This window comes from Enterococcus larvae (assembly GCF_017830045.1).
Lineage (GTDB): Bacteria > Bacillota > Bacilli > Lactobacillales > Enterococcaceae > Enterococcus_L > Enterococcus_L larvae.
In genome coordinates this window covers 146,144-170,795 of the sequence record NZ_JAEDXU010000009.1, presented here as the reverse complement: position 1 = coordinate 170,795, position 24,652 = coordinate 146,144, and the positions used below count along the sequence as shown (strand labels likewise).

Below are 24,652 nucleotides of genomic sequence, written 5' to 3'. Positions count from 1 at the left end.
TTTTCAAACTCTGATCAGTTTTCAAGCTAACATGTGTTTTTGAGTGAAATAATGTTAAGAGACTCTAAATGCAGGAATCGTCAGAGAAACTAACAAAAAAAGCAAGATAGCTAGAGAGAACTCGTTGAGTGTTTACCGTTTCTCTCCAGATTAGAGTATAAAAAAACGAGTCTAGGACATAAGCAAATTCCCAGACTCGTATTGCACATAAATTCGAATAAACCGCGGAAAGAAAGCTATCCTTTCTGAAAATCAAACACCTATTTTCCGATTCTAAATCAGGGTCTTCTATTCAGCAAGTCGTCTTTTCACCCGCTCGTTGACTTTTCTCTTCAATTCATTCATCTGCGTTTTTGCCTGCACTTCTCGTAACATGGTTTCCGCGAATTCTCCGACATCATTTCCAACCAGCTCTAAAGCAGGAACATTGTTTTCTGCTCCTTCTTCAAAGAACTCAATTAAATTATACAGAGCATTCAACATGTCCATTCCATCTCCTGCTGAAAATTGCCAAACAAATTTTTGAATTTCATCATAAACGACTTGGTAGTCCTTCGGCAGTTGCTTCATTTCTTCCATTTTTTCTCTGTATTTCTTTTTATCTATTTTGACTTGTTTGAAATAGTCCATAAAGTTAAGATTCATTTCGTTTGGTCTCCTTTAATTTTTCAATTTGCTGTGAAACAAATGCCCAACGCTTCCAAAAAAGTACAAGCTCCGTTCGACCTTCCTCATTTAATGTATAAAATTTTCTTAATGGGCCAACACTTGATTTCTTTTTAGTCACATCAACAAGCCCTTTCTTTTCCAGTCTTAGTAAAATCGTATAAACCGTTCCTTCTGCAATATCATCAAACCCATAGCTCTGTAAGTTCTTCGTTATTTCATAGCCATAGGTTTCCTTCTGATCGATGATTTCTAAAATCATGCCCTCCAAAACACCTTTGAGCATTTCTGTAATACCGTCCACGTTGATTAATCACCTTTCTTCGCTGTTTTACCAATTCTCTCAAGAAACTCGTTCTAAATCAATCATTTAAGCATTTTTTTGTAGTAAAAGCGTAGAGCTAAATATTGAAAAATCACTGTGATCCCTATTAACCAGATTAGCGCTATGATAAACTCTTGAGAAAATGTGCCATCAGTCAAAAGCATTCGCAAGCTATTAATAATCGAGGTCATTGGCTGGTGATCTGCGAATCCACGTAATACCTTTGGTAATGTTTCTGTAGGTACAAATCCTGAGCTGATGAATAGTAAGCCTAATAACAGGTAGGAAAAAACACTGGCTGACTCATTGCTTTTAGCAATCAAACCGAAAAATACAGCAATCCAGGATAAGGCATAATTTGTCAGTAAAATCAGGACGATCACTGCTAACCATTCCAACAAATCAGCTTGAGGACGAAATCCAATCAAGATACCCACTAGCAAAACAAAGATTGTTGAAATGAAATTGAATAGCACACTTGTGAACACATGACCATTCAATACCGCCACTCTCGAAATTGGCATTGAATTAAATCGATCAAAGACACCATTCTTTACATCATCATTTAATCGAAAAGCTGTATAGCCAACACCACTGGCAATTGTAAACAATAAGATTGCCGGCAAAATGAATCCTTTATACGATTCTTGTGGGATGGACATTGCGCCACCAAAAATGTAAACAAATGCCAGCATGACCATGATTGGCATCACAACAACCGAAATAATCGTATCAACACTTCGGGTCATATGCTTCATCATTCTCCCAGTCAAAAACCATGAATCTTGTAAGATTGTCATGTTACTTCCCTCTTTCTTTTTCGATGATATCAAAAAATACATCATTTAATGTTGGCTGCTTCTGCTCAAACTGACTGATAATAATTTGTGCCTGCTGCAGCTCATTCAATAGCTTAGTAGTTTCTGCTACTTGATTATCAGTGACGACTGTCAGCGTCAATGCTTCTTCATTTGCCACACCGCCGATCAGCGTCAGTGCCTTTTGCAAGTCTTCTTTATGCAAAAATGTCAATTCCAACTGTCCTTGAGGCAGGTGCGTCTTCACCTCAGCCAGACTTCCCTGAACAGCTATTTTTCCATGATTCAAGATAGCTACTTGATCTGCTAGTTGATCCGCTTCTTCCAAATATTGAGTCGTCAAAAAAATGGTTACACCAGTTGCTTTTATTTCTTGAATGACTTGCCACATTGTTGCTCTTGCCTGAGGGTCTAATCCCGTTGTGGGTTCATCCAGAAAAAGGATTTTGGGATTCCCCAATAAGCTCATAGCCAAATCGAGTTTTCGCTTCATCCCGCCTGAATAAGTTTGGACTGGACGGTCTGCTGCATCGATCAAATCAAACCGTTCTAATAGCTCCTGAATCTTTTGTGCTTCATTTTGATGCCGTAAGTTTCCAATCAGTATCAGATTTTCTCTTCCTGTCAGTATTTCATCTACAGATGCAGTTTGTCCGGTTAGACTGATCGCATTGCGTACTTCCTTGCTCTCATTTGTACTATCGTATCCGGCAACTTTGATTTGTCCGCTATCTGCTTTCAATAAAGTCGTCAACATTCTAATGATAGTCGTCTTACCAGCGCCATTTGTTCCTAATAAAGCAAAGACCTTTCCAAAAGGGACACTGAAACTAACATCTTTGATCACTGAAAAATCAGCAAATGATTTCTCTAAATGATTGACTTCCACTGCATAATTCATTCGATTTCACTTCTCTCTACTTAGTATTATCTAGTACCACTATATAATAATACGAAGTACCGAGAAAATCAACTACTTTGTTTCGCTAAGTAGTTGACCCCAACCTCTTTCCATAACATACAAAAAGGATCTGACACGCTAGCACCAGACCCCTTAAAATCGATTATGCGACGGAAAAATTCTTACCTCATATGTTCTACTTTTACTTCAAGTTTTCATTGTTACTGATAGCTAGAATCTAAGCCAGATAATGAAAGACACGCCAAAGTATTTCATAGGAGAAATAATACTAAAATAGTGTTGTGAAAGCCGCTATTTTTTATTGTAAACCGGAAAACCGCTAGATTCCCCATAGTTCTCAATAACATCAATAGCACTCAAGGTATCAACATCTTCTTTTGAAATCTTAAAATCCAACTCTCCGTTAGTTTGAATGTGGGCTTTGTTAGCTGATTTTGGTAACGGTAGTAGTCCAAGCTCTAAACAATAACGAATCGCTAACTGAGGAATGCTGACTTGATATTTCTCCGCTATCTTCTTTATTTCCTGATTTTTTAGTAGCTCTCCGTGCCCCATGGGTGAATAAGCCTCGACCAAGATATCATTTTCCTTGCAATACTCAATCAACTCGAAAGGTGTATTTGAAATATGTGCTAAAATCTGATTGACTGCTGGTTTTATCGTAGCATGTTGCAAAATATTTTCTATATCATGCTGATTGAAGTTTGAAAGTCCGATTGCTCGAACTTTTCCTGCTTTATATGCGTCTTCTAAAGCATGCCATACTGTAACATTTCCGCTATCATAATCTGCTTCTCTGAATTCATGCCACGGCTGTGGTGCGTGAATGATCATCAAATCAATGACATCCAATCCTAATTTTTCCAAGGACTCATCAATTGATTGCGCAGCTGATTCATAGGTTTTGTGTTCAGCGGCTATTTTACTGGTCAAAAAGATTTCTGATCTTTCAAGTTCAGATGATCGAATGGCTTCTCCAACCCCACGTTCATTCCCATACGCCTGTGCAGTATCAATATGACGATAGCCGATTTCCAATGCCTCCTTGACAGCTTGAGCAACTGCTTCATCATCGATCATCCATGTACCAAATCCTACTTTAGGAATTTTGATATCATTATTTAATGTATAATTTTCTTGTAAAATCATTTGTATATTCTCCTTTCAAATATTAATCGCATAATAATTGATGACGATTTCCTTATTAATTAGCTAACATGTGCGTAAACGCTATTTCAAATCATACGTTTCATTCATCCAATTTGATTCTTGGTTCGATAATAATTTTTTTGACTTTTCTGAGGAAGTTCAAAGCCCTATTCAGTTTCTTTTCGGCCACACAAATAGGATTGCTGGCAGTTCACAGCTAAAATAGATTATAAAATTTTTTCCCGAATATTCGTAAAAGCTATTTATTGAAAATCTAGTTTCCAACACGTTTTTGTTCAGCCTCAGGATATCGACCACCAACAATGTTTATCTGATTCAAGGCTTCTGAAATCATCCTTCTTTCATCTGGAGAGAATTCAATTTTTGTTGAGTCAATATTTTCTAAAACTCTCGATTCTCTTGTCGTACCAGGAATTGGAACAATCCATGGACGTTGATCTAAAACCCATGCAAGCGCCAATTGTGCAAGCGTAGCCTCTTTTTCCACTGCAATTTCCCCCATAAAGTCAAGCAGCACTTGATTTGCTTCCATTGCTTCCTTGGTAAACCTCGGCAATTTACCACGGTTATCATTTTCACTAAAATCAGTATTTCGATCCAATGTTCCTGTTAAATAACCTCTTCCTAAAGGACTGTAGGCTACTAATCCAATTTCTAGTTCCTCAAGTACCGGAAAAACTTCTTTTTCTGCTTCGCGCCACCAAATGGAATATTCACTTTCAACTGCGGTCAACGGTTCAACTGTGTGTGCTCTTCGAATCGTTTCTGCCCCAGCTTCTGATAAGCCCCAATTCAAGATCTTACCTTCCTTTTTTAGCCCTTGAATCGTTTGTGCTACTTCCTCAATAGGAATTTTAGGATCCACGCGATGAATATAGTACAAATCAATATACTCAGTTTTCAATCGTTTCAACGAGCCCTCTACAGAAGCTCTGATTATTTCAGGACTACTATCTACCTCATTCTTCAAGCCATCGATTTTAAATCCGCCTTTAGTCGCTAATTGAACGTTTTCTCTCCTCCCATCTAAAGCCTTACCTACTAATTCTTCATTTGTGAAGGGGTCATAAACCTCAGCTGTATCAAACATAGTAATTCCTGCATCAATAGCTGAATGAACAACCTTGATCATTTCTTTTGGGTCCTTTGCCAATCCCCTATGATGATTTAAGCCCATACAGCCAAAGCCGATTTCAGATGTCAATAATCCCGTTTTGCCTAGTTTACGTTGCTTCATTCTATTTCAATCCCTTGCTTATTATTTAAGTACTTCTTTAGAGCTTATTGAACTGTGTCAATCAACCTTTCTGTTCTCAATAAACAATATAAATCAATTGCTTGGATACACACTAACTTCCTATTACCCTAAGTTTTTTTCAATCTCCTTTTGCCTCAGCATACATATGAATTCCTTTTTTTAAGCGTTGTAGACCATCCTTCAGCAAAGACAGAGGACAAGCATAGTTCAACCTGACAAATTGATGACCGTTTCCCCCAAATAGATCTCCTTCTGAAAGATACAAGCCGGTCTTTTCCCGAATGAATTGGCACAAGACCTTCGTATTATTTGTGATAGAGCTACAATCCAACCAAGCCAAATATGTGGCTTCAGAATGAACAACAACAATTTCGCTTAAATCTTTTTGAATAAAATTTTCTAAAAAATTTCTATTGTTCTTTAAGTAGAGATTCAACTCTTCAAGCCAACCTTCACCATTGCTGAAAGCAGAAACAGTTGCTTGGATTGCAAAACTATTAGGTTCTGCAACTTCATCTGTATTAATTCCCCGTTCAACTCTTTTTCTCAGCTCAGGATCTGGAACAATGATTGCAGATGTTTGTATGCCAGCGAGGTTAAACGCTTTTGTAGCAGAAATACAGGTAATTGTATTCTGAGCGATTTTTTCAGATACAGAAGCAAAAGGAATATACGTTGTTAAGTCATGAGTGAGGTCACAATGTATTTCATCGCTAAGTAATAAAACCCCATATTTGATACACATCTCTCCTATGAGTATTAACGTTTCCAGATCCCATACCTTCCCAATCGGGTTATGTGGATTACAAAAAATGAGCATTGTTGTTTCAGCTCTAGCTAACTTTTCTTCCAAGTCAACAAAATTTACTTCATAACGATTATTTTGATAATTCATTTCGGAAGGCAAGACCCTTCGCTCATTATTAATGATCGAGTTAAAGAAAATGTTGTATACAGGTGTCAATATTACAATATTTTCATTTGGTCGGGTCATTTTTCTAACAATAGAGGAAATGGCGGGAACAACTCCTGTACAAAAAAGAATCCAATCCTGCTTCATCTTGAACTGATGTCTTTTTTGCCACCAGTCTACTATACTTGCTTGAAAATCCTCAGATACAATATTATAGCCAAATGCATCCTGAGCAATCCGTTTCTCAAGTGTCTGGATAATTTCCGGTGCTACGCGAAAATCCATGTCTGCGACCCACATCGGCAGCTCATCATCTCCTACTTGCCACTTATAGCCGTTCGAATTTCTTCTATCTAATCGTTCATCAAAATTGTAGCTCACACTATACACCACCTCTAATCATATGACCTCTTTTATTTTTTTTAAGTTTATCACAGTATTTTCACTTTGAATCTCTGGATCATCAAAGATCATTTCCTTTATTTCGTCTGCTTCTATCAAGCCCAATAATGGATTTTTAATGCTGTCAACTCTACTATTGATCTTAATATCAACAGTAGAATACTCAAATGCTAAATTAGTATTTATCAATATACAGTCAACCATTTTTAAATGCTTCATATAACAAAAGCCTTGATTGCTCTCAATCGTACAATTGATCAATGTCACACTTTTTGAATTCCAGCCAAAATATTCGCCAACGATAGTTGAATCTTCAATTGTCACATTCTCACAATTCCAAAAGGCATCCTTTGAAATAATTCTGGCATCCGTAACATAGACATCCCTAGCTCCGTCAAACGCGTAGTTCCCGGAAAGAGTAAGATTTTTGATATCAATATCTTCACTGTTCATGCCAAAATAATCACCCTTTACAGTAATATTCTCCATTCTTATTTCTTTACAATTCCACAAGGTTTCTTCAGCATTGGGTAGTTCTACATCCACCAGCGTAATCTTTGAGCTTCTTCTAAATGTCTTCGGAGCTTGGATCAAACTGTTTGTTATCGTAATGTCATTTGTATACCAGATACCAGACCTTGCCGTATCAACGAAAGTAATTTTATCAGCTATAATATGGTCCGAATACCATAATGGGTATTTCCATCTAAAAATATCATAGTCCAATTTTAGATTGGCGCTTTCCTTTAATGGTGATTCACCGTCGGCAAAGACCGAATGACTGATCTCTAATTGATTGGCTTTAAATAGCGCTCTCTCACCGGTAAATAACTGTTGATTAAATTTTTCCATTCTATTTCCACCCCTCATTTATATCCATCGTACTCCTTAAACTCAACTCTAAGTCAAGATACTCTACTCAATTTTGCAAGTATTCTTTTTTCAGCTAGTCTTTCCTCAAGATAAAAAGGTTTTTTGTTGCTTGTGAGATACAATTTCGACTAAGCGAAAGGTCGATTGACTATATCTGTATTTAAAGATACAACAATTGCCTATCGTTTGTTTCGAATTTACCAGCCTCAACTCTGGAATACTGGATTCATTCCAATAAGCTCTGAATCTAGCGCAAAATGCACCATGGGTAACTGCCAGAAATGTTTTTCCTTTATTTTGAAGCAGCTCTTCACAAGTTTTCGCTGTTCGCTTTTGAAACGTCTCTTCTGACTCTCCTCCATACGCTACAAAAAAATCTCTGAATGGCAATGGTGGAGTAACAACTGCACTTTCTCCTTCCAAACAACCAAAATTCCATTCTTTCAGCCCTTTTAAGCGAATATAAGGACGATCAGTAATATACTCTAAGGTATCGATTGCTCGCTCCGATGTTGATGTAAAGCATTGATCAAATTCAACCGATCTTGCTTGAAAATACTTCTTTGCTGTTTTTGCTTGATCGATTCCCTGTTGAGTCAACGGGGAATCACACCATCCTTGAATTTTTTCTTGAACATTAAATAATGTTTGTCCATGCCGAACCAAATACAGTGTTTTTTCCAAGTAATATTCCTCCTACTTTTAATGAATACAACAAAAAGAATGGACATAGCCATTCTTTTTGTTGAAAAATCAATTAAGTACATTGTCTATACTTGCTGCATAAATTCTAATCAAGAAGTTCTCCATTAGAAGCAATCACTTGCTTGTACCAATTGAAAGATTTTTTCTTTGAGCGTTTCAACGTGCCATTTCCTTCATCATCACGATCAACATATACAAAGCCATAACGCTTACTCATTTGACCAGTGCTTGCAGCTATCAAATCAATGCAGCCCCATGTCGTATATCCAAGTAACTCTACGCCATCAATTTCAACAGCATCTTTAAACGCTTGAATATGTTTTTTCAAGTAGTCAATTCGATAGTCATCTTCTACGTAGCCATTTTCATCCGGTATGTCAATCGCTCCCAAACCATTTTCAACAATAAATAAGGGCTTTTGATAACGATCATATAACTGGTTTAATGAATTTCGTAATCCAAGTGGATCAATTTGCCAGCCCCATTCAGTCGATGGCAAATTCTTGTTTTTAATTGAGGCAAATAGATTTCCTGTTGCTTGCTCATAATCCTCCGGATGAGCACTAACCGTTCTTGAACAGTAGTAAGAAAATGTTACAAAATCGACCGGTGAGGCCGCCAATATTTCTTTGTCCTCCGGTTCCATTTGAATGGTGAGCTCTTCTCGTTCAAACTTCTTCAATGCATAATTCGGGTACTTTCCGCGAGCCTGTACATCAATAAAGAAGTAGCCTTCACGATCACGTTTGATTGCCTCTTGATAATCTTCCGGACGGCAAGTATAAGGATAGTGGCTACCACCAGCTAGCATACAGCCAACTTTATTTTCCGGATCAATGTCATGTGCAATCTTCGTTGCAAGTGCGCTCGCAAGTAACTGATGATGCGCTGCCTGATACTTGATTTCCTCTTTATTTTCGCCTTCTTTAAAGACAATACCACCACCAACAAATGGCTGGTGCAATAAAATATTGATTTCATTGATTGTTAACCAATACTTTACAAGCCCTTGGTATCGACGTAGAACTGTTTCTGCGTATTGTGTATAAAAATCGATCAGCTTACGATTTCTCCAACCACCGTATTCTTTGACAAGGTGAATAGGAACATCGAAATGAGTAATAGTTACAAGAGGCTGAATGCCATGCCTTTTCAATTCATTGAAAATATCTTCATAAAATTTCAGACCTTCTTCATTAGCCTCTTTGTCATCTCCATTGGGAAAAATTCTAGACCATGAGAGGGACATTCGATATACTTTGAATCCCATTTCGGCTAGCAACTGGATATCTTCCATATAATGATGGTACATATCTATTGCCTCTTTCGCCGGATAATAGTAGCCCTGCTTCCATTCCATCATTTCCAAATCTCCTGAAGCAACTTTCTTTCTATCTTCGCCAAACGGTAGTACATCAATATTCGCCAACTTTCTTCCGCCTTCGAGAACACCGCCCTCTGTCTGATTGGCAGCCGTTGCGCCACCCCATAAAAAGTTTTTGTCCAAAGTCATATGTTCATCTCCTTAGAAATCTTCTCTAATTTACTTCTTCCGCAAAAGCTAGAGAATCGTATTTACACTTTAACTGCTAAAATATCCTCATTACAGTCTGTTTGACCAGTGGCTATTGTTTCAATCGAAGAATATTGTGGCGTATTTGTTACAACGATTGGAACTTGTGTTTCATAGCCGGCCGCTTGAATTTTTTCGATATCAAAGTTTAACAGGACTTGTCCTCTTTTTATCGTTTGCCCCGCTTCAACCAAGGTATCAAAATACTGACCCTTCAGCTCCACTGTGTTTAGTCCTACATGAATCAGAATTTCTATACCTGTTTCAGAAACCAATCCAATCGCATGCTTCGTCGGAAAAACTGCGACCACTTTTCCATCAAAGGGTGCTACTACTTTCCCTTCTGTCGGATCGATCGCAAAGCCTTTTCCAAGTGCCTCTGATGCGAATGCTTCATCATGAACCTCACTCAATGGAATAACCTTCCCTTTGATAGGACTGATGACTAGTGTGTCTTCTAAAATAACTTCCTTCATTTCAGGAATGATCTCATCTTTTTCGAATCTGAAGCTCAAAATATAGGTCAATATAGCCGTTGATACTGCTGAGATTATTAGTGCAATGACAATATTCCAAAAGAATCGCATCGTGTCATCGCCAATATAAAGCAAAATTGCAGGAAGCCCTGATGAACCCGTTGCAAATCGGTGAGTGTTGGTCAATCCAGCGTATAAACCGCCTAAACCTCCACCAATCATGGCAGAAACCAGCGGGTATTTTTTCGGCAGATTGACTCCATATAATGCTGGCTCTGTAATACCCATATAAGCAGTAATTGAACCTGAAGTTGCTACCTGACGCAATTTTTTGTCTTTAGTTCTAAATGCCACCACTGCAGAAGCTGTCGCTTGAGCAATATTTGAGCATACACAACCCGGACCGAAAATACTATCATAGCCAAGCTCGGCCATCTGCATAACACCCAGTGGAGCTACCCCATTATGCAATCCGAACATTACCATGATCGGTAAGAAGCCACCAATTAGAACAGCCGGAACCCAGCTTGCATTAACACTTAAGAATGTAAAGAACGCTGCAAGATAACCGCCAATAATACTTCCGATTGGTCCCAACACTGAGAAGGCCAACGTTCCCATAACCAAGAAGGTCAACATCGGAACAAATACAAGTTCTACAGATTTAGGGATGACTCGATTTAAGAATTTTTCTACATAAGATTGTACAAAGATTACCAAGAGAATCGGAATCACTGATCCTGTATAAGTTGCTAGAGTAAATGGAACAATATCAAAGAATTGCACTGGATCTCCTGCTGTGACTAAGGCTCCCCAATTTGGGTGCATCATAATCGCTGCAACAGAAGCCGCAAGAATCGGGTTACACCTCAGCTTCTGAGCTTCTGTAAAAGCTAAAATCACCGGTAGGAAGAAGAACACACCATCGGCGAACATGTTCAATAAATAATACGTCTGAGAATCTGTTGAGATGACTTGGAAGACAACCAATAAAGCTAAAACCGCTTTGACCATTCCAGCTCCAGACAAGGCCGGAATCACTGGTTGAAATGTACCTGCTACAAATTCAATAATCGATGTGAGAATGCCCTTTTTTTCAGTTGCTACTTCTTTTGAAGGATCGACATCAATATTCTTCTCGATTTCTTCAAACACCTCTTTTACATGTGTGCCAATAACGACCTGATGTACTCCAGCATTAACGATATATTTTGTGACACCGTCTAAGGTTTCCAACCCTTTCGCATCGATTTTGGATTCATCAGCCACTTTAAACCGCAGACGAGTTTGGCAGTGATAGCCCTCCATAATATTTTCTTTGCCACCTAGCTTTTCAACAATGTCATGAGCCAATCCTTCGTATTTCTTACTCATGGTATTCTCCTTTCAATGGAACAAGATAGTAATTTTTGAGCTAACCGGTTATTCAAATCCTGTTTATATACGCACTCTACCATTCTGAGATAGCGTTTCCAATAGTTTGGCGCATTGTCGAAACGCATTTCATATTTTTTTCTAAAACAGCACAAGTTTATGAAATTCATTTCACATTTTCTTTATATGCTTGACCTCAAGTAAAGGTTAAGTCGTATACTTGATTGTAAGGAGGGAAAACAATGAGAAAAAAACTATACCTAGTTCGTCATGGTGAAACACTTTTTAACAAATTAGGAAAAGTTCAAGGTGCGTGTGATTCACCGCTAACTGCCAAAGGGATTCAGCAGGCAGAACAAGTGAGAGATTATTTTAAGGAGAAACAAATTGATTTTGACCATTTCTACACATCAACACAGGAACGTGCATCAGATACCTTAGAAATCATCACAAACGGAAAACCTTACACTCGACTAAAAGAAATAAAAGAGATGAATTTTGGTTTATACGAGGGTGAGCAAACGAGTCTGCAGCCAAAAGGACCCGACTATTTCGAAACTTTCTATACCCAGTTCGGAGGAGAATGTGCACAGGATGTTGAGGGAAGAATGGTTGAAGCATTGACAAAGGTAATGAACACACCGGACCATCAACAGGTTCTAGCAGTATCTCATAATGGTGCTTGTTTTTATTTCCTGAGAAAAATCTGGAATGATCCAAAAAAAGAAATTCCGATTCATTTTCCTAACTGTGCTATATTTTCTTTTGACTATTATGATAATACTTTTTTACTCTTAGACATCCTTGACCCTTCAACGATGACTTCCATTTTATAAACAGAAAAAAGCACCGAATCGGTGCTTTTCTAGAATTTTTCAGCCAGGTCTTTAAAATTTGATGTCCGCTTCGATTCCAACAATTTTGAGTTGCTGATCTTTCTATTCTTATTCTCTTCATAATCTAGTGCGAAAATTTTTGAATACAGCACTTCGAGAATAAACAGAATAGATTCCTGTGTTGCATAGTTTGAAATTTTTGAGTACAGCTTCTCTTTGCTGGAAATATTTAGAACTACATTTGAATGGTCACGAAGGTAATTTTTTCCACCACTCGTTATACTAATGATCGGCACGTTGTTTTTTCTTAGTATTTTCACATTATTGACTGGATTTTCATCCGGAGTATTCCCGGAGTAAGAGATAATCACTGCGCAGTCATTTGACGTTAGTGTATGCGAGATTATTCCGCTCTCACCGGATTTTGACATAAACGCTTTTTTGTTAATAGTCAATAAGTTTCTTTTAAACAGCTCACCATAATAATAATTTGGACTTGTTCCATAAATAACTGTATTTTCAGAATTTTTAATAATTTCAGCAGCTTTGTTCAGATCATCTAAAGCTAATAATGAAACTGTGTCTTTGATACTTTGAACCTTCAGATTTACTAAACTCTCGATCATCTCCAAGGAATTGTCTTTCTCAGAAAAAGGGAAATTGGGGTCTACATCTGCATAAGCATTTTCATCATGGTAGGCAACTTCATGAGTAAACGCATACATGAACTCCATCCATCCGGAATAATCAAAGTATTTAGCAAATCTCACTAATGTCGGCTTTGACGTGTACGTTTGTTGTGCAATTTCTTCCATACTCAGCTCTTGAAGCTGATCTCTATGTTCCAGAATAAATTCTCCAATCGTCCGTCGTGCATCATTTTGCTTAAAAGCGGCTTCTTCAATACGTTGAAATAAATACATCCAGCAACACTCCTTTCATGAGATCAGAAATTTTTGAAATAGTCATAGCTACCTCATCTTTCCAATCAAAAACTTACTAGTGTTTATTATTCTAACAGTCTTTTGATTAGATAGAAAGTCAGTGTTGGCTTCATTATGTATTTGGCAGAGGGCTATCAATTCCTTTTTTTGATAATAATTTTGAGAAAGTAGCCGCTTATCAAAAATACAATCTAACTATTCTATCTAAATAATTGAGAACCGTTTCATAACGATTTCCCTTACAGGAATAGAATACATGGTGCAGCGCACTTCAAGTCAAGAAAAAACAGGAAAATTTAATAGAGGAGTATTCTAAATGACAAAATATAATCAAGCCATTCCACCACAAACAGTTCTTTTTGATTCTGAAGCCTTTTTAAAAAGCGATGGAACTGTCATTCGATGGCTAGGAAATTCCGGTGTTTTATTGAATAGCCGAGGGTATTGCATGATGATTGATCCTGTTCTTGAAGGATTTGATCTGCCTTTATTGATTGACATGCCGATCAAAGCCGATGAAATCCCTCATTTAGATACTATATTGATTACTCATTCTGATAATGATCATTTTAGTTTAGATACACTAAAAAGGCTTGTTCCGATGACGAAATCAATACATGCCCCGAAATATGTGGCCGAATTATTCAAAGAAAAAATTGGTGGAAACGCCCATGGACATGATATTGATGAAACGATTGATCATGGACAAATCAAAATCACATTAACTCCTGCAAACCATTTATGGCAAAACGAAACAACAAAATTTGACCGTGAGTTTAAACGTGAAGACTATTGCGGATTTTGGATTGAAACACCGGATGGTACATTCTGGGTGCCTAGTGATTCAAAGCTTTTACAGAGTCATTTAGAGATGCCAGAACCAGATGCAATCCTTTTCGATTTTTCTGATAATGAATGGCATATAGGATTTGATAATGCTGTTTTACTTGCGAATACTTATCCTAATGCTGCACTGATTCTATCCCACTGGGGGACAGTTGATGCCCCAGCAATGAATGTCTTTAATGGTGACCCGAATGATCTTTACGGTAAAGTGATCAATCCAGATAGAATCCATGTATTAGCAGCAGGCGAAGCATTTACTCTAAACAAATAAATAATCTGAGAGAAACTGAAGGCTTTGATTCGTTATCCTCAACTGGTTTTAATCAGTGTTCGCTGTGAGTAAACACTGATTGGAAACTGATAAATCAGCACTTCTTTTCATTCATCCTTAAAGTGCCACTAGTAATGTTTTGATTTCTTTTATAATCAATATAGCTTTGTCACTACAAAATCTGATTTATAACAGATTTTCCTAATAAAAATTGCAAAAAAAGCGACAAACTCGTCGCTTTTTGTAGAAAACTGAAAGCTAAAATAGTGGCTTTCAGTTTTTTATTGAATGAACCTCATTTTAAGTGAGTCTTCACCTACCTCCTATACATCTTAAATTCCAAAAACAGATCATTATAGATTTCCAAGTATTCTGAGCCGAGGTCTTCGTAGACTTCCAAGCGGGAAATCGTTTCGTCATCTGGATAAAATTGTTCGTCCTCAGAGATTTCCTTTGGCAATAAGGCTTCTGCTTTCTTGTTCGGCGTAGAGTACCCAATATATTCTGCATTTTGGGCTGCAATTTCCGGACGCAGCATGAAGTTGATAAATGCATATGCGCCATCAATGTTCTTCGCCGTTTTTGGAATAACGATATTATCGAACCATAAGTTCGAGCCTTGAGACGGAATCACATAGTGTAAATGCTCATTGCCATCCAGCATTTCTGCGGCTTCTCCTGAAAAGGATACTGCAACAGCACTTTCTTCGTTGATCATGTACATCTTGATTTCATCGGCAACAATTGCCTTAACATTATCAGTCAGCTTGTTCAGCTTATCAGAAGCCTCTGCCAGCTCTTTTCCATTCTTACTATTGAGAGAATACCCGAGGCTGTTCAATGACAAGCCCATAACCTCGCGAGCGCCATCGATCAGCATCAGATTATCTTTCAACTCCGGACGCCATAAATCATCCCATTCTTGAATTTTTTCTCCGTCAATAAACTTGTCATTATAGATGATCCCCAAGGTGCCCCAGAAATAGGGAATTGAGTAATTATTGTTGGGATCAAAATCCAGATTCAAAAATCGTTCATCAATATTTTCCAGACCTGTCAGCTTCGACTGATCGATTTTCAAGAGCATATCCTCACTGATCATTTTTTGAATCATATACTCAGATGGAATCGTGATATCATAAGCCGTACCACCCTGTTGAATCTTTGTGAACATCGCCTCATTGGAATCAAAAGTTTCATAATTGACCTTGTAGCCAGTTTCTTTCTCAAACTCTTTGATCAGCTGCGGATCGATGTAGTCTCCCCAGTTATAGATTGTCAACGTATCTGCCCCAGCCATACCACTGGCACGCTCTAGTTGACCAACACCCAAAAATAGAACCAGAATAATCAAGAGAATGCCGAGAAATAGCGAATTCAATTTTTTCATGATAGCTTCGCCACCTCTCTTTGTTCACGGCGCAGCTTCTTCATACGTTTGGATGTGTTGTCCTTACTGATAAAGTAATAGCCGATCACAAGAATCATTGAGAATAGAAAGACCAGCGCACTTAACGCATTGATTTCCAAGCTGATCCCCTGTCTTGCTCGAGAATAGATTTCAACAGAAAGAGTGGTAAAGCCATTACCTGTCACAAAGAATGTTACAGCGAAATCATCCAGTGAATACGTAAAAGCCATAAAGTAGCCGGCAATGATTCCCGGAGACAGATACGGCAGCACGATATTTTTCAACACCTGAAAATTACTAGCGCCGAGATCCCTCGCTGCGTCCACCATAGAATCGTTCATCTCCTGCAGCTTCGGCAGAACCATCAGAACAACGATTGGAATGCTGAAAGCAATATGGGACAGCAGAACACTTGTAAAACCAAGGCTGATAAAACCAACTGCTGTAAAAAAGATCAGAAAGCTGGCGCCGATGATAACATCCGGCGACACCAATAATATATTATTGAAGCTTAGTAACGCTGTCCGACTGCGACGGCCTTTTGTGTAATAAATTGCCATTGCCCCAAAGGTTCCGATGATCGTAGCAATCAACGCCGATAAAAAGGCTAGTAGAAAGGTATTCAATACGATGATCAGCAAGCGTGTGTCCTCAAACACTGCTGAGTAATTTGCCAATGTAAAGCCGGTAAACTTGTTCATCGTTTCCCCATCATTAAAGGAAAAAAGAATCAAATAGAAAATTGGTGCATAGAGTAGTAAAAATACAAGGATAAGGTAAACATTCGACCATTTGAATCTTTTTCTAATCATTTGACCTTACCTCCTTTTTTCTTCTCGCCTGTTAAGATCATGACCGCTACCATCGCAACAATCAATACTACACCAATCGTTGAGCCCATCCCCCAGTTCTGTGTGACTAGAAAATGCTGTTCAATCGCAGTTCCCAAAGTGATCACTCGATTCCCTCCAATCAGACGTGTCAACATGAACAGTGACAACGACGGAATAAAGACAGCTTGAACACCGCTTTTCACTCCATTCAATGACAGAGGAAAAATCACTCGACGAAATGTCTCAGCACTATTGGCACCTAAATCTCGACTAGCACTGATCAAAGATGGATTCATTTCCTCCAACGCATTGAAAATCGGCATGATCATGAAGGGCAGCTCTATGTATGCCGCTACAAAAAGAAAACTGAAATCTGTAAACAGAATCTGCTGTGAACCAATCCCCATAAAGTTCAAAAACTGATTAACTGTTCCATGCATACTGAAAATCCCGATGAAGGCGTAAGCCTTTAGCAAAAGATTGACCCAAGTCGGCAAGATGACCAACATCAGCCATAGCTGCTTGTGCTGCAGCCTTGTCAGAAAATAAGCAGTTGGATAGCTGATCAGCAAAGTCACAAGTGTGATCAAAAACGCATACCAAACAGAGTTGAAGGTCATTGCCAAATAAGTGCCTGATGTAAAATATGTTTGGTAGTTCATTAATGTAAATTGCCCGTTCATATCAAAAAAAGATTGATAGACGATCATCAAAACTGGGGCGATCACAAAAAGCATCAGCCATAAAGCGTAAGGAACCGAATAGATTCGACGTACTGTTTTCATTTTTTACCTCCTACTCTTCATAGCTTTCCAGACGAGCATCAAAGTCTTCCTCAGACTCATTGAAGCGCATCACGTGAATATCCTCCGGCTCAAAAACCAAACCGACCTGTGATCCTTCTACCGCCTTTCTTGTTGAATGAACCACCCATTCATTCTCATGCTCATCATGACAAACGATCTCGTAATGGACACCACGGAAAAGCTGTGTATCCACAGTTACAATCAATTTCCCCTTATCCTTTGTTGTGATTGTAAGGTCCTCAGGACGTAAGACAACCTCAACGGCTTCATTTGGACGCATTCCGCCATCCACACACTCAAATCGTTTCCCGACAAATTCAACCAGATTATCTTCGATCATTCGACCGGCAACAATGTTGCTTTCTCCAACAAAATTAGCTACAAAGTGATTGATCGGCTCATCATAAATATCTACAGGTGTTCCGCTTTGAACGATTTCCCCTTTATTCATGACAAATATCTCATCACTCATCGCCAACGCTTCTTCCTGATCATGGGTAACAAAAATAAAAGTGATTCCTAATCGCTGCTGCAGCTCTCTCAGTTCATATTGCATCGCAGTACGCAGCTTTAGATCTAGAGCCGATAACGGCTCATCCAGCAATAGAACCTTCGGCTCATTGACGATTGCCCGAGCGATTGCCACCCGCTGTCTTTGACCTCCGGACATTTCACTGATTTCTCTTTTTTCATAGCCGGGAAGCTGTACCATACGCAGTGCATCCATCACCTTCTTCTCGATTTCCTGCTTTGGCATTTTTTTTATTTTCAGCCCAAACGCAACATTATCGAATACATTCATATGAGGAAATAAGGCATAATCCTGAAAAACTGTATTTACTGGTCGCTTATTCGCCGGCACATCATTGATTCGACTACCGTCAAAATAAACATCTCCTTCACTGACATCTGTAAAACCAGCTAAGATTCTTAAGATAGTTGTTTTGCCGCAGCCTGAAGGTCCCAGCAGCGTATAAAATTTTCCTTCTTCTATTTCAAAGCTGACGTTTTTCAATACCAGCTCATCATCGTCATACTGCTTCACAACATCTTCAAACGAAATAATTGTCTTTCCCACTTCTTCATTCCTCCAAATCACAGATAAGATTCAGTCGCCACGATCAGCACTCGGCTTTTTCCTTTTGACTTGTTTATTAGTTGATGAGGTTCTGTCGCCTCGTAGTAAATTGCTTCACCCTTTTTCGCCGTATGACTGACTTCTCCAAGAATTAACGATACCGAACCCTCCAGTACAAAAATAAACGTCTCTGAAAGTGAAGGTTCAAAATTCTTATATTCGCCATCCTTGTCAAACGTTAAAAGAACAGGTTCCATTTCTTTTTCGTTGGATTCCGGGATCAACCATTTTAGCTGATAACCATTATCCTCATCTTGATAATAGGTACAGTCCTGTTCACCGTACACGATCTTCTGCTCAGTATTATCCTCACTGAAAAATTCCTCCGGTGTCACACCCAGAACCTCTAGTATATTGAAAAATGTCTCCATAGAAGGTGAGCTTAAATCACGTTCAAGCTGTGAGATATACCCCTTTGTCAGGTCTGTTCGTTCCCCCAGCTCTTCCTGTGTTAGATTTTTTTGAATCCGAAGATTCTTCAGCTTCTCGCCAATCTCCATTCACTCACCCCATCTTGATCATTTTTTTATTAAATCCTACAAAGTTTACTAATACTAAACAAGGAGTTTAATTTAACCTTTTTTCAGTATACGGACTTTTGTAAAAATAGCAACCATTTTATTAAAAAAAATGATGATTTCTTTTCAATAAATAATCTTGAGAAACACAGGGAAGAAATTGGAAAGAAAAAAGCAAGAATATGATATGATAGTATCAACATATTTAATGATAACGTGGAGGTTCATTATGGAAAAGTTTTCTGCACTTCTTATTCAAGAAATCGACGGAGAGATCACATCCGATATTCAGATGATCACGCTTGATGATTTATCAGAAGGAAACGTATTGATCAAAACAAGCTACTCTTCAATCAACTTCAAGGATTCCTTGGCAGTCATGAAAAATGGCGGAGTTATTCGTAACTACCCAATGATTCCCGGAATTGATGTCAGTGGAACAGTCGTTTCTTCAGATGATAGCCGCTTCACAGCAAACGATAAGGTACTGATTACAGGCTTCGGACTAGGCGTCAGTCATACAGGTGGTTTCTCAGAATACGTACGGGTCCCAGCTGAATGGGTCGTGCCGCTTCCCGATCAGCTGTCTGAAAAATCAGCAATGATCATTGGAACTGCCGGATTTACAGCAGCCTTGTGTATTGATGCCCTTGAAAGGAACGGACTCTCAGAAAATAAAGAAGCCCGCATCCTTGTGACTGGAGCATCTGGTGGTGTGGCTTCACTGAGTATTGCCATGTTGAAGGGCTTAGGCTATAAAAACATCACTGCTTTAACCAGAAAAAAAGATACTATTAATAAGCTGCAGCAATTAGGAGCTTCTGAAGTCCTTTTACATGAAGAATTCATGCCGGAAAAAATCCGACCATTAGGAAAACAGCTGTTTGATTTTGCATTAGATACTGTGGGTGGGGACACCCTAGCAGCAGTACTGCCCCTGATCAATTACGGCGGAAGCGTCACTGCCTGTGGTAATGCCGGCGGACTTGGACTAAACACAACAGTCCTGCCATTTATTTTAAGAAATGTTGCACTTCTAGGTATCGATTCTGTCAATGTACCGATGGACAAACGACAAAAAATTTGGCAGCGCCTTGCTGCTGATTTAAATAGTGCCGAGCAAGCGCTGATCAATGAAATCACTTTAGAAGAAGCACCGAACGTTTTTGATGCCCTACAAAAAGGACAGCATGTTGGTCGAACGATCATCAAGTTTTAAGAATAAAGCAAGGAGTTGGAAAAATGAATATACTAGTCACTGCAGGTGGAACCTCAGAGAAAATAGACAATGTCCGCTCGATCACAAATCATTCTACTGGACGCTTGGGTAAAGCTATCTCTGAAGAATTTCTGGCACACGGGCATCAAGTAACCTATTTGACCACCCCTTACGCTGTCAAACCAGAACAATCTGAACATGTAACGATAGAACAAATTGAGACAACAGAAGACTTGTTGAGCAAAATGAACCAGCTATTATCCGAGCAGGTCTTCGACGGAATCATCCATAGCATGGCTGTCAGTGACTTCTCAAGTGAAACAAGTATTCCTGAAGAAGCATTGACCACAGCTCTTGCGAAATCATTAGCAGATCAGCAGGATTTCACACAATCAGCTTTAGAAGAAACAGTCAAAAAAGTAATGGAGCAATTAGGCACACAGGAACAAAAAGAAAAAAAAATCTCGTCAAATACAGAACGTCTCTTGCTTTTCCTGAAAAAAAATCCTAAAATAATCTCTATAATTCGAGAAAAACAACCAACCACTGTTTTAGTTGGATTTAAATTACTCGTCGGTGTTTCTGAAAATGAACTGATCAATGTAGGCACCACTACTTTGAAGAAGAATCAATGCGATTTTGTTTTGGCAAATAATCTTGAAACCATTCACGGTGAAAAACATCGTGGAATCCTGATCCATTCAGATGGTCAGACAGAAACGGCTGAAACAAAGCAAGCCATTGCTCAACTCATTGTAAGGAATGTAGAAATGAAAGGAGCAAATCACTCATGAAAACAATTTTACTTGGTGTTTCAGGAAGCATATCTGCATACAAAGCAGCCGATATTACCAGTCGTTTAGGTAAACTGGGCTATGTAGTGGAAGTGATCATGACTGTCAACAGTACCAAATTCATCACCCCGCTAACGCTGCAGGCGTTATCAAAGAATCCGGTACACACTGAAGTCATGGAGGAAATCTATCCGGAGCAGATCAACCATATCGAGCTGGCTAAGAGGGCTGATTTATTCTTAGTTGCTCCCGCTTCAGCAAATATCATTGGGAAGCTGGCGAATGGCATCGCAGACGATATGCTTTCCACTGTTGCGATGGCGTTGAAGGAAGAGGTTCCTAAACTGATTGCACCTGCTATGAACACGTATATGTATCAAAATCCGATCATGCAAAAGAACTTAAACACACTTAAAGAAGTCGGCTATCAGGAAATCGAACCACGGGAAGCGTTACTGGCCTGCGGTGATTTCGGCAGAGGAGCTTTAGCGGACGTTGATGAAATCGTCAACGAAGTAAACCGAATTTTATCTCATTCATAAGGAGTTCATCAATGACTAATACAAAGAAATTTACGCTGACGGCAATGTTTTTAGCCATTCTAATTTTACTGGCTTCTGTACCCTTTTTAGGCTTCATACCGATTGGGCCAATCAATGCAACGACCATGCATATTCCCGTTATTATTGCATCGATCATTCTTGGTCCAAAGCTAGGCGGTTTTCTCGGCGGAGTATTCGGTATCATCAGTATGGTTCGGGCGACGGTGATTATTTCACCAACTTCCTTTCTCTTTTCTCCCTTCATTCCGGTGATAGGGACAGATCAAGGAAGCTGGAAAGCTATCATTATCGCCATCGTTCCAAGAATCTTAATAGGGATTGTCCCCTATTTTGTCTACAAGCTGTTTCGTAAACGTGCTGAAAAAAGTGCAGGCGCTAAATCTATCGGTCTTTTTATTGCCGGTTTCAGTGGTGCAGCAACTAATACCATCTTAGTCATGGGTGGGATCTTCCTGCTTTTCAAAGATTCCTATGCTGAGGCAGTTGGTATCGGTCTTGAAACAGTCTTCTCTGTTATCCTAGGCGTTGTCTTTACCAGCGGACTAGTAGAAGCAATCGTTGCCGGCTTCGCTACAGCAGCAGTAACTGCTGTTTTACTTAGACTGACAAAAACGAATGCAACACAAAAACTATAAATAAAATAAGGCGTGTAAGCTTTTGATGATCATCAAAAACTTACACGCCTTATTATTTAGGATGAGAGCGACAATTTCTCATCGTCATTAACACAACAAAAGAACCTTGACCAAAAAGTTCTGATCAAGGCTTTGCTTTATTATTTTCCCTTTTTCAATTTATACGCATATTCGCTCAATTTAAACATAAGGTTATTAACAGGTAGATCGAACTCGCCGACAAACTCGTTGATTTTTGGATTGAAGTTCGACTTGAACTTGATCAATCCGTCATTCAAACTGCCTTCTAAACCACCCATGTTACAGCTTTCACACCCTCGATTGAAGCATTCATTAATGGCTTCGAACCAAGTGAGGTAAGCTGGCATATAACGCTTGTAACGGTCATCCATTCCGGCATAGAGAATTTCGCTTGTTGTACCAAAAGTGATTGCCAAGGCACCAGCCACAACTGCTGTATCTCCTGAGTGCCCCATACTTTCTTCAAGCTCGGCAAGTTCACGCGTCAGAGAAAATTCCAACTCTTCCAGATTATGTCTTTTCTTTACCTGATTCTCTTTTAAATTAGCCAAATCCTGCTTGTTTTTCTCATGTCTTGCTTGTGTCTCTTCGTAACGAGCCTTCAGATCAACCTCCGCCAGCATAATGAAGGATTGATCAGGATAAACTGTCATCAGCTTTTCAAAATAATCTGCATTTCTAAGTGAGATTTGCTGACGCTCTGTAGTCAGTTTGATCATCTCAGCAAACTCAGGCACTAGTTCTTTATTCCCTTGTCGTACGGTAACGCCCTTTTTCTGCGCCTGTTTCAGCATTTTCTTTGTGCTTTTTGACAGCTTGTCTTCACTGAAATCCTCTTTGTAGATATTGGCCTGAAAACGAGGCTGGATCGTTGCGGACATTTCCATCGTCAGTCCTTGATATTTAGCACCAGAAGCAGTCATATTATCAATGATCACTTGTGCCTCAGTATTCATTTCTTCTTCACGATCCATCAATATATTCTTATAAATAACAGTAGGGTCCATCTTGGCAAAAACAGCGCGCTTTTTCTTACCGAATTGCTTCAGCTGATCCATAAAGAATTGAACTAGCTCTTTATTTGTATAGTCCATGATTGGTCCTCTAGGAGTGTATAAGAGCTTGAATCCTGCCGGAAGCGGACGTAAGAGAACTAAACTGGATGCCACCAGCTCACCTTCTTGATAGACACCCACTATCTCTGATCCCCAATTGTCTTTGACCTTAGCCCATGAAGATGACTGCAGCAGATTACACAGTGGATGCTGTGCTACAAAACGATCATGTTCTACTGGATCTATACCAATTTTAAACTCGTACATTTCTTTTCCTCCTTCTACTTCTCTACTCTATCTTCAGCTGTCATTCATCAAAAATGTAAATAACAGTTTCTTATTTATCAAAATGGAGTTCTCCACAAAGTTTAATTTTAATCTTTCCTACCTGATTTGTAAACAATCCAACACATAAAAAGAGAAAATCACCCTTATTTTTCCGCGTATTTTAGTAGTAAATCATATTTCAAGAAAAAACACCCACTCTGCCGAAAAAATTTTCAGCATTGTCGGTGTTTGATTTAAAGGGATAAGGTCCATTCTCTATTTAAACACGTGATTCAAAGTGTACTGCTTTGTTTAGAAAATACATCAATGGTGCAGATACCGCCATGACAATGAATTCACTGAATGCCAGGAAGAAATAAGTGATCCAGAAGCCTTCTTCTGTTCCTCCTGTATTGGTCAACATAACAGCGATAAATACCATGGATACAGTGAAGAACACCGTATTTAACGCCAAACGAACTTTCACATTTTTTACTTTGTTGTAAATCAAGGCAGTCAGCCCCAAAGATACGAATGTTTGAGCGCCGCCGTAAAGCGCATCGATCACACCATAGCCAAATACCAGATTGTAAAAAATCACGCCGCCAAGTACGCCCCACATCAGTTTACGGTTGAAAACAACTACATGATTCAAGCTCTCGGAAATCCTGAACTGGATTGGACCGGAAGCAACAGGTGCGACAAAAAGTGTCAGCGCCAAATACAGCGCCATAATGATTGCATTGAGTGTCAGCACTCTCAAATTTTTGTTCGGTGTAGCAGATGTTTGCATATATTCCCCTTCTTTCTCCAAGTTTTTTTACTGGGGATGGTTGATGAACCCAGGCTGCAAAAGGAGCTTGTACTAGTATTTTGAGCATACTATTTCTTCTGTGAGATGTGTATCACAGTTCCTTTGCAACGGCATTAATACTATCATCGCACTTATCGAATGTCAATCATCTACTCTGTTTTAATTAGCTGAAACACTTGAGAAATAATACGACAATCATCCCCTCT

General features: G+C 39.0%; 25 protein-coding genes. 6 read left to right on the top strand and 19 right to left on the bottom strand.

Annotation, left to right across the window (positions count from 1 at the left end; all coding sequences use genetic code 11):
• Nucleotides 1–288: 288 nt before the first annotated feature.
• The 11 genes from I6N96_RS15995 to I6N96_RS15945 form a co-directional block, all read right to left on the bottom strand.
• On the bottom strand, nt 289–645 hold the full coding sequence (locus I6N96_RS15995; protein ID WP_209558571.1) for a DUF1048 domain-containing protein: 357 nt from the start codon (nt 643–645) through the stop codon (nt 289–291).
• Nucleotides 635–970, bottom strand: a complete 336-nt coding sequence (locus tag I6N96_RS15990; protein WP_209558570.1) for a PadR family transcriptional regulator — start codon at nt 968–970, stop codon at nt 635–637. The genes I6N96_RS15995 and I6N96_RS15990 overlap by 11 nt, the downstream gene beginning before the upstream one ends.
• Before the next feature lie 62 nt (nt 971–1,032).
• Nucleotides 1,033–1,791 carry an ABC transporter permease gene (locus I6N96_RS15985; protein WP_209558569.1) on the bottom strand — a complete coding sequence of 253 codons (759 nt, stop codon included), beginning with the start codon at nt 1,789–1,791 and terminating at the stop codon, nt 1,033–1,035.
• 1 nt (nt 1,792) lies between these two features.
• Nucleotides 1,793–2,710 carry an ATP-binding cassette domain-containing protein gene (locus tag I6N96_RS15980; protein ID WP_209558568.1) on the bottom strand — a complete coding sequence of 306 codons (918 nt, stop codon included), beginning with the start codon at nt 2,708–2,710 and terminating at the stop codon, nt 1,793–1,795.
• Nucleotides 2,711–3,022: 312 nt separating this feature from the next.
• The gene (locus I6N96_RS15975) at nt 3,023–3,880 is read right to left on the bottom strand and encodes an aldo/keto reductase (protein ID WP_209558567.1); all 858 of its coding nucleotides are present in this window, start codon (nt 3,878–3,880) and stop codon (nt 3,023–3,025) included.
• Nucleotides 3,881–4,154: 274 nt separating this feature from the next.
• Entirely contained in the window at nt 4,155–5,138 is a 984-nt protein-coding gene (locus I6N96_RS15970) for an aldo/keto reductase (RefSeq protein ID WP_209558566.1), read from the bottom strand.
• Nucleotides 5,139–5,277: 139 nt separating this feature from the next.
• Nucleotides 5,278–6,453, bottom strand: a complete 1,176-nt coding sequence (locus I6N96_RS15965; protein ID WP_209558565.1) for a MalY/PatB family protein — start codon at nt 6,451–6,453, stop codon at nt 5,278–5,280.
• 18 nt (nt 6,454–6,471) lie between these two features.
• Complete coding sequence (locus I6N96_RS15960) at nt 6,472–7,326, bottom strand: DUF3737 family protein (RefSeq protein WP_209558564.1); 855 nt, start codon at nt 7,324–7,326, stop codon at nt 6,472–6,474.
• A gap of 105 nt (nt 7,327–7,431) precedes the next feature.
• On the bottom strand, nt 7,432–8,031 hold the full coding sequence (locus tag I6N96_RS15955; protein WP_209558563.1) for a histidine phosphatase family protein: 600 nt from the start codon (nt 8,029–8,031) through the stop codon (nt 7,432–7,434).
• Between the two features lie 106 nt (nt 8,032–8,137).
• Complete coding sequence (locus I6N96_RS15950) at nt 8,138–9,565, bottom strand: 6-phospho-beta-glucosidase (protein WP_209558562.1); 1,428 nt, start codon at nt 9,563–9,565, stop codon at nt 8,138–8,140.
• Nucleotides 9,566–9,627: 62 nt separating this feature from the next.
• Entirely contained in the window at nt 9,628–11,475 is a 1,848-nt protein-coding gene (locus I6N96_RS15945) for a beta-glucoside-specific PTS transporter subunit IIABC (RefSeq protein ID WP_209558561.1), read from the bottom strand.
• Nucleotides 11,476–11,717: 242 nt separating this feature from the next.
• On the opposite strand from I6N96_RS15945, the gene I6N96_RS15940 reads away from it, so the two are divergent.
• Nucleotides 11,718–12,311, top strand: coding sequence for a histidine phosphatase family protein (locus I6N96_RS15940; protein ID WP_209558560.1), 594 nt, complete (start codon nt 11,718–11,720; stop codon nt 12,309–12,311).
• 29 nt (nt 12,312–12,340) lie between these two features.
• Here I6N96_RS15940 and I6N96_RS15935 read toward each other — a convergent pair whose 3' ends face one another.
• Nucleotides 12,341–13,234, bottom strand: a complete 894-nt coding sequence (locus tag I6N96_RS15935) for a MurR/RpiR family transcriptional regulator (RefSeq protein ID WP_209558559.1) — start codon at nt 13,232–13,234, stop codon at nt 12,341–12,343.
• 337 nt (nt 13,235–13,571) lie between these two features.
• Between I6N96_RS15935 and I6N96_RS15930 the strand changes: the two genes are divergently transcribed.
• On the top strand, nt 13,572–14,372 hold the full coding sequence (locus I6N96_RS15930; RefSeq protein ID WP_209558558.1) for an MBL fold metallo-hydrolase: 801 nt from the start codon (nt 13,572–13,574) through the stop codon (nt 14,370–14,372).
• A 316-nt stretch (nt 14,373–14,688) separates the two neighbouring features.
• Here I6N96_RS15930 and I6N96_RS15925 read toward each other — a convergent pair whose 3' ends face one another.
• From I6N96_RS15925 to I6N96_RS15905, 5 genes are read right to left on the bottom strand one after another with little or no spacing between them, the layout of a single operon-like run.
• Nucleotides 14,689–15,762: an ABC transporter substrate-binding protein gene (locus I6N96_RS15925; protein WP_209558557.1), complete on the bottom strand. Its 1,074-nt coding sequence runs from the start codon at nt 15,760–15,762 to the stop codon at nt 14,689–14,691.
• The gene (locus I6N96_RS15920; RefSeq protein ID WP_209558556.1) at nt 15,759–16,595 is read right to left on the bottom strand and encodes an ABC transporter permease; all 837 of its coding nucleotides are present in this window, start codon (nt 16,593–16,595) and stop codon (nt 15,759–15,761) included. The genes I6N96_RS15925 and I6N96_RS15920 overlap by 4 nt, the downstream gene beginning before the upstream one ends.
• A complete protein-coding gene (locus I6N96_RS15915; RefSeq protein ID WP_209558555.1) occupies nt 16,592–17,401 on the bottom strand; it encodes an ABC transporter permease in 810 nt (269 codons plus the stop codon). Before I6N96_RS15915 ends, I6N96_RS15920 begins: the two co-directional genes overlap by 4 nt.
• Before the next feature lie 10 nt (nt 17,402–17,411).
• Nucleotides 17,412–18,500, bottom strand: coding sequence for an ABC transporter ATP-binding protein (locus tag I6N96_RS15910; RefSeq protein ID WP_209558554.1), 1,089 nt, complete (start codon nt 18,498–18,500; stop codon nt 17,412–17,414).
• A gap of 17 nt (nt 18,501–18,517) precedes the next feature.
• Nucleotides 18,518–19,060, bottom strand: a complete 543-nt coding sequence (locus tag I6N96_RS15905; protein WP_209558553.1) for a helix-turn-helix domain-containing protein — start codon at nt 19,058–19,060, stop codon at nt 18,518–18,520.
• Between the two features lie 247 nt (nt 19,061–19,307).
• Between I6N96_RS15905 and I6N96_RS15900 the strand changes: the two genes are divergently transcribed.
• From I6N96_RS15900 to I6N96_RS15885, 4 genes are read left to right on the top strand one after another with little or no spacing between them, the layout of a single operon-like run.
• Nucleotides 19,308–20,297 (top strand): YhdH/YhfP family quinone oxidoreductase, encoded by a 990-nt coding sequence (locus tag I6N96_RS15900; RefSeq protein ID WP_209558552.1) that lies wholly within the window; start codon nt 19,308–19,310, stop codon nt 20,295–20,297.
• A gap of 23 nt (nt 20,298–20,320) precedes the next feature.
• Nucleotides 20,321–21,091: a phosphopantothenate--cysteine ligase gene (gene coaB / locus I6N96_RS15895; RefSeq protein WP_209558551.1), complete on the top strand. Its 771-nt coding sequence runs from the start codon at nt 20,321–20,323 to the stop codon at nt 21,089–21,091.
• Entirely contained in the window at nt 21,088–21,633 is a 546-nt protein-coding gene (coaC, locus tag I6N96_RS15890; protein WP_209558550.1) for a phosphopantothenoylcysteine decarboxylase, read from the top strand. The genes coaB and coaC overlap by 4 nt, the downstream gene beginning before the upstream one ends.
• Before the next feature lie 11 nt (nt 21,634–21,644).
• Nucleotides 21,645–22,289, top strand: a complete 645-nt coding sequence (locus I6N96_RS15885; RefSeq protein WP_209558549.1) for an ECF transporter S component — start codon at nt 21,645–21,647, stop codon at nt 22,287–22,289.
• Between the two features lie 140 nt (nt 22,290–22,429).
• On the opposite strand, the gene I6N96_RS15880 is transcribed toward I6N96_RS15885, so the two are convergent.
• Nucleotides 22,430–23,632 (bottom strand): aminoacyltransferase, encoded by a 1,203-nt coding sequence (locus I6N96_RS15880; protein ID WP_209558548.1) that lies wholly within the window; start codon nt 23,630–23,632, stop codon nt 22,430–22,432.
• A gap of 280 nt (nt 23,633–23,912) precedes the next feature.
• Nucleotides 23,913–24,425, bottom strand: coding sequence for a QueT transporter family protein (locus I6N96_RS15875; protein ID WP_209558547.1), 513 nt, complete (start codon nt 24,423–24,425; stop codon nt 23,913–23,915).
• Nucleotides 24,426–24,652: the final 227 nt, after the last annotated feature.

Coding starts and splice junctions, on each gene's coding strand:
- I6N96_RS15900 (WP_209558552.1), top strand. CDS start 19,308: ATGGAAAAGTTTTCTGCACTTCTTATTCAAGAAATCGACGGAGAGATC.
- I6N96_RS15925 (WP_209558557.1), bottom strand. CDS start 15,762: ATGAAAAAATTGAATTCGCTATTTCTCGGCATTCTCTTGATTATTCTG.
- I6N96_RS15935 (WP_209558559.1), bottom strand. CDS start 13,234: ATGTATTTATTTCAACGTATTGAAGAAGCCGCTTTTAAGCAAAATGAT.
- I6N96_RS15975 (WP_209558567.1), bottom strand. CDS start 3,880: ATGATTTTACAAGAAAATTATACATTAAATAATGATATCAAAATTCCT.
- coaC (WP_209558550.1), top strand. CDS start 21,088: ATGAAAACAATTTTACTTGGTGTTTCAGGAAGCATATCTGCATACAAA.
- I6N96_RS15885 (WP_209558549.1), top strand. CDS start 21,645: ATGACTAATACAAAGAAATTTACGCTGACGGCAATGTTTTTAGCCATT.
- I6N96_RS15995 (WP_209558571.1), bottom strand. CDS start 645: ATGAATCTTAACTTTATGGACTATTTCAAACAAGTCAAAATAGATAAA.
- I6N96_RS15880 (WP_209558548.1), bottom strand. CDS start 23,632: ATGTACGAGTTTAAAATTGGTATAGATCCAGTAGAACATGATCGTTTT.
- I6N96_RS15985 (WP_209558569.1), bottom strand. CDS start 1,791: ATGACAATCTTACAAGATTCATGGTTTTTGACTGGGAGAATGATGAAG.
- I6N96_RS15920 (WP_209558556.1), bottom strand. CDS start 16,595: ATGATTAGAAAAAGATTCAAATGGTCGAATGTTTACCTTATCCTTGTA.
- I6N96_RS15970 (WP_209558566.1), bottom strand. CDS start 5,138: ATGAAGCAACGTAAACTAGGCAAAACGGGATTATTGACATCTGAAATC.
- I6N96_RS15945 (WP_209558561.1), bottom strand. CDS start 11,475: ATGAGTAAGAAATACGAAGGATTGGCTCATGACATTGTTGAAAAGCTA.
- I6N96_RS15875 (WP_209558547.1), bottom strand. CDS start 24,425: ATGCAAACATCTGCTACACCGAACAAAAATTTGAGAGTGCTGACACTC.
- I6N96_RS15930 (WP_209558558.1), top strand. CDS start 13,572: ATGACAAAATATAATCAAGCCATTCCACCACAAACAGTTCTTTTTGAT.
- I6N96_RS15915 (WP_209558555.1), bottom strand. CDS start 17,401: ATGAAAACAGTACGTCGAATCTATTCGGTTCCTTACGCTTTATGGCTG.
- coaB (WP_209558551.1), top strand. CDS start 20,321: ATGAATATACTAGTCACTGCAGGTGGAACCTCAGAGAAAATAGACAAT.
- I6N96_RS15950 (WP_209558562.1), bottom strand. CDS start 9,565: ATGACTTTGGACAAAAACTTTTTATGGGGTGGCGCAACGGCTGCCAAT.
- I6N96_RS15980 (WP_209558568.1), bottom strand. CDS start 2,710: ATGAATTATGCAGTGGAAGTCAATCATTTAGAGAAATCATTTGCTGAT.
- I6N96_RS15940 (WP_209558560.1), top strand. CDS start 11,718: ATGAGAAAAAAACTATACCTAGTTCGTCATGGTGAAACACTTTTTAAC.
- I6N96_RS15960 (WP_209558564.1), bottom strand. CDS start 7,326: ATGGAAAAATTTAATCAACAGTTATTTACCGGTGAGAGAGCGCTATTT.
- I6N96_RS15905 (WP_209558553.1), bottom strand. CDS start 19,060: ATGGAGATTGGCGAGAAGCTGAAGAATCTTCGGATTCAAAAAAATCTA.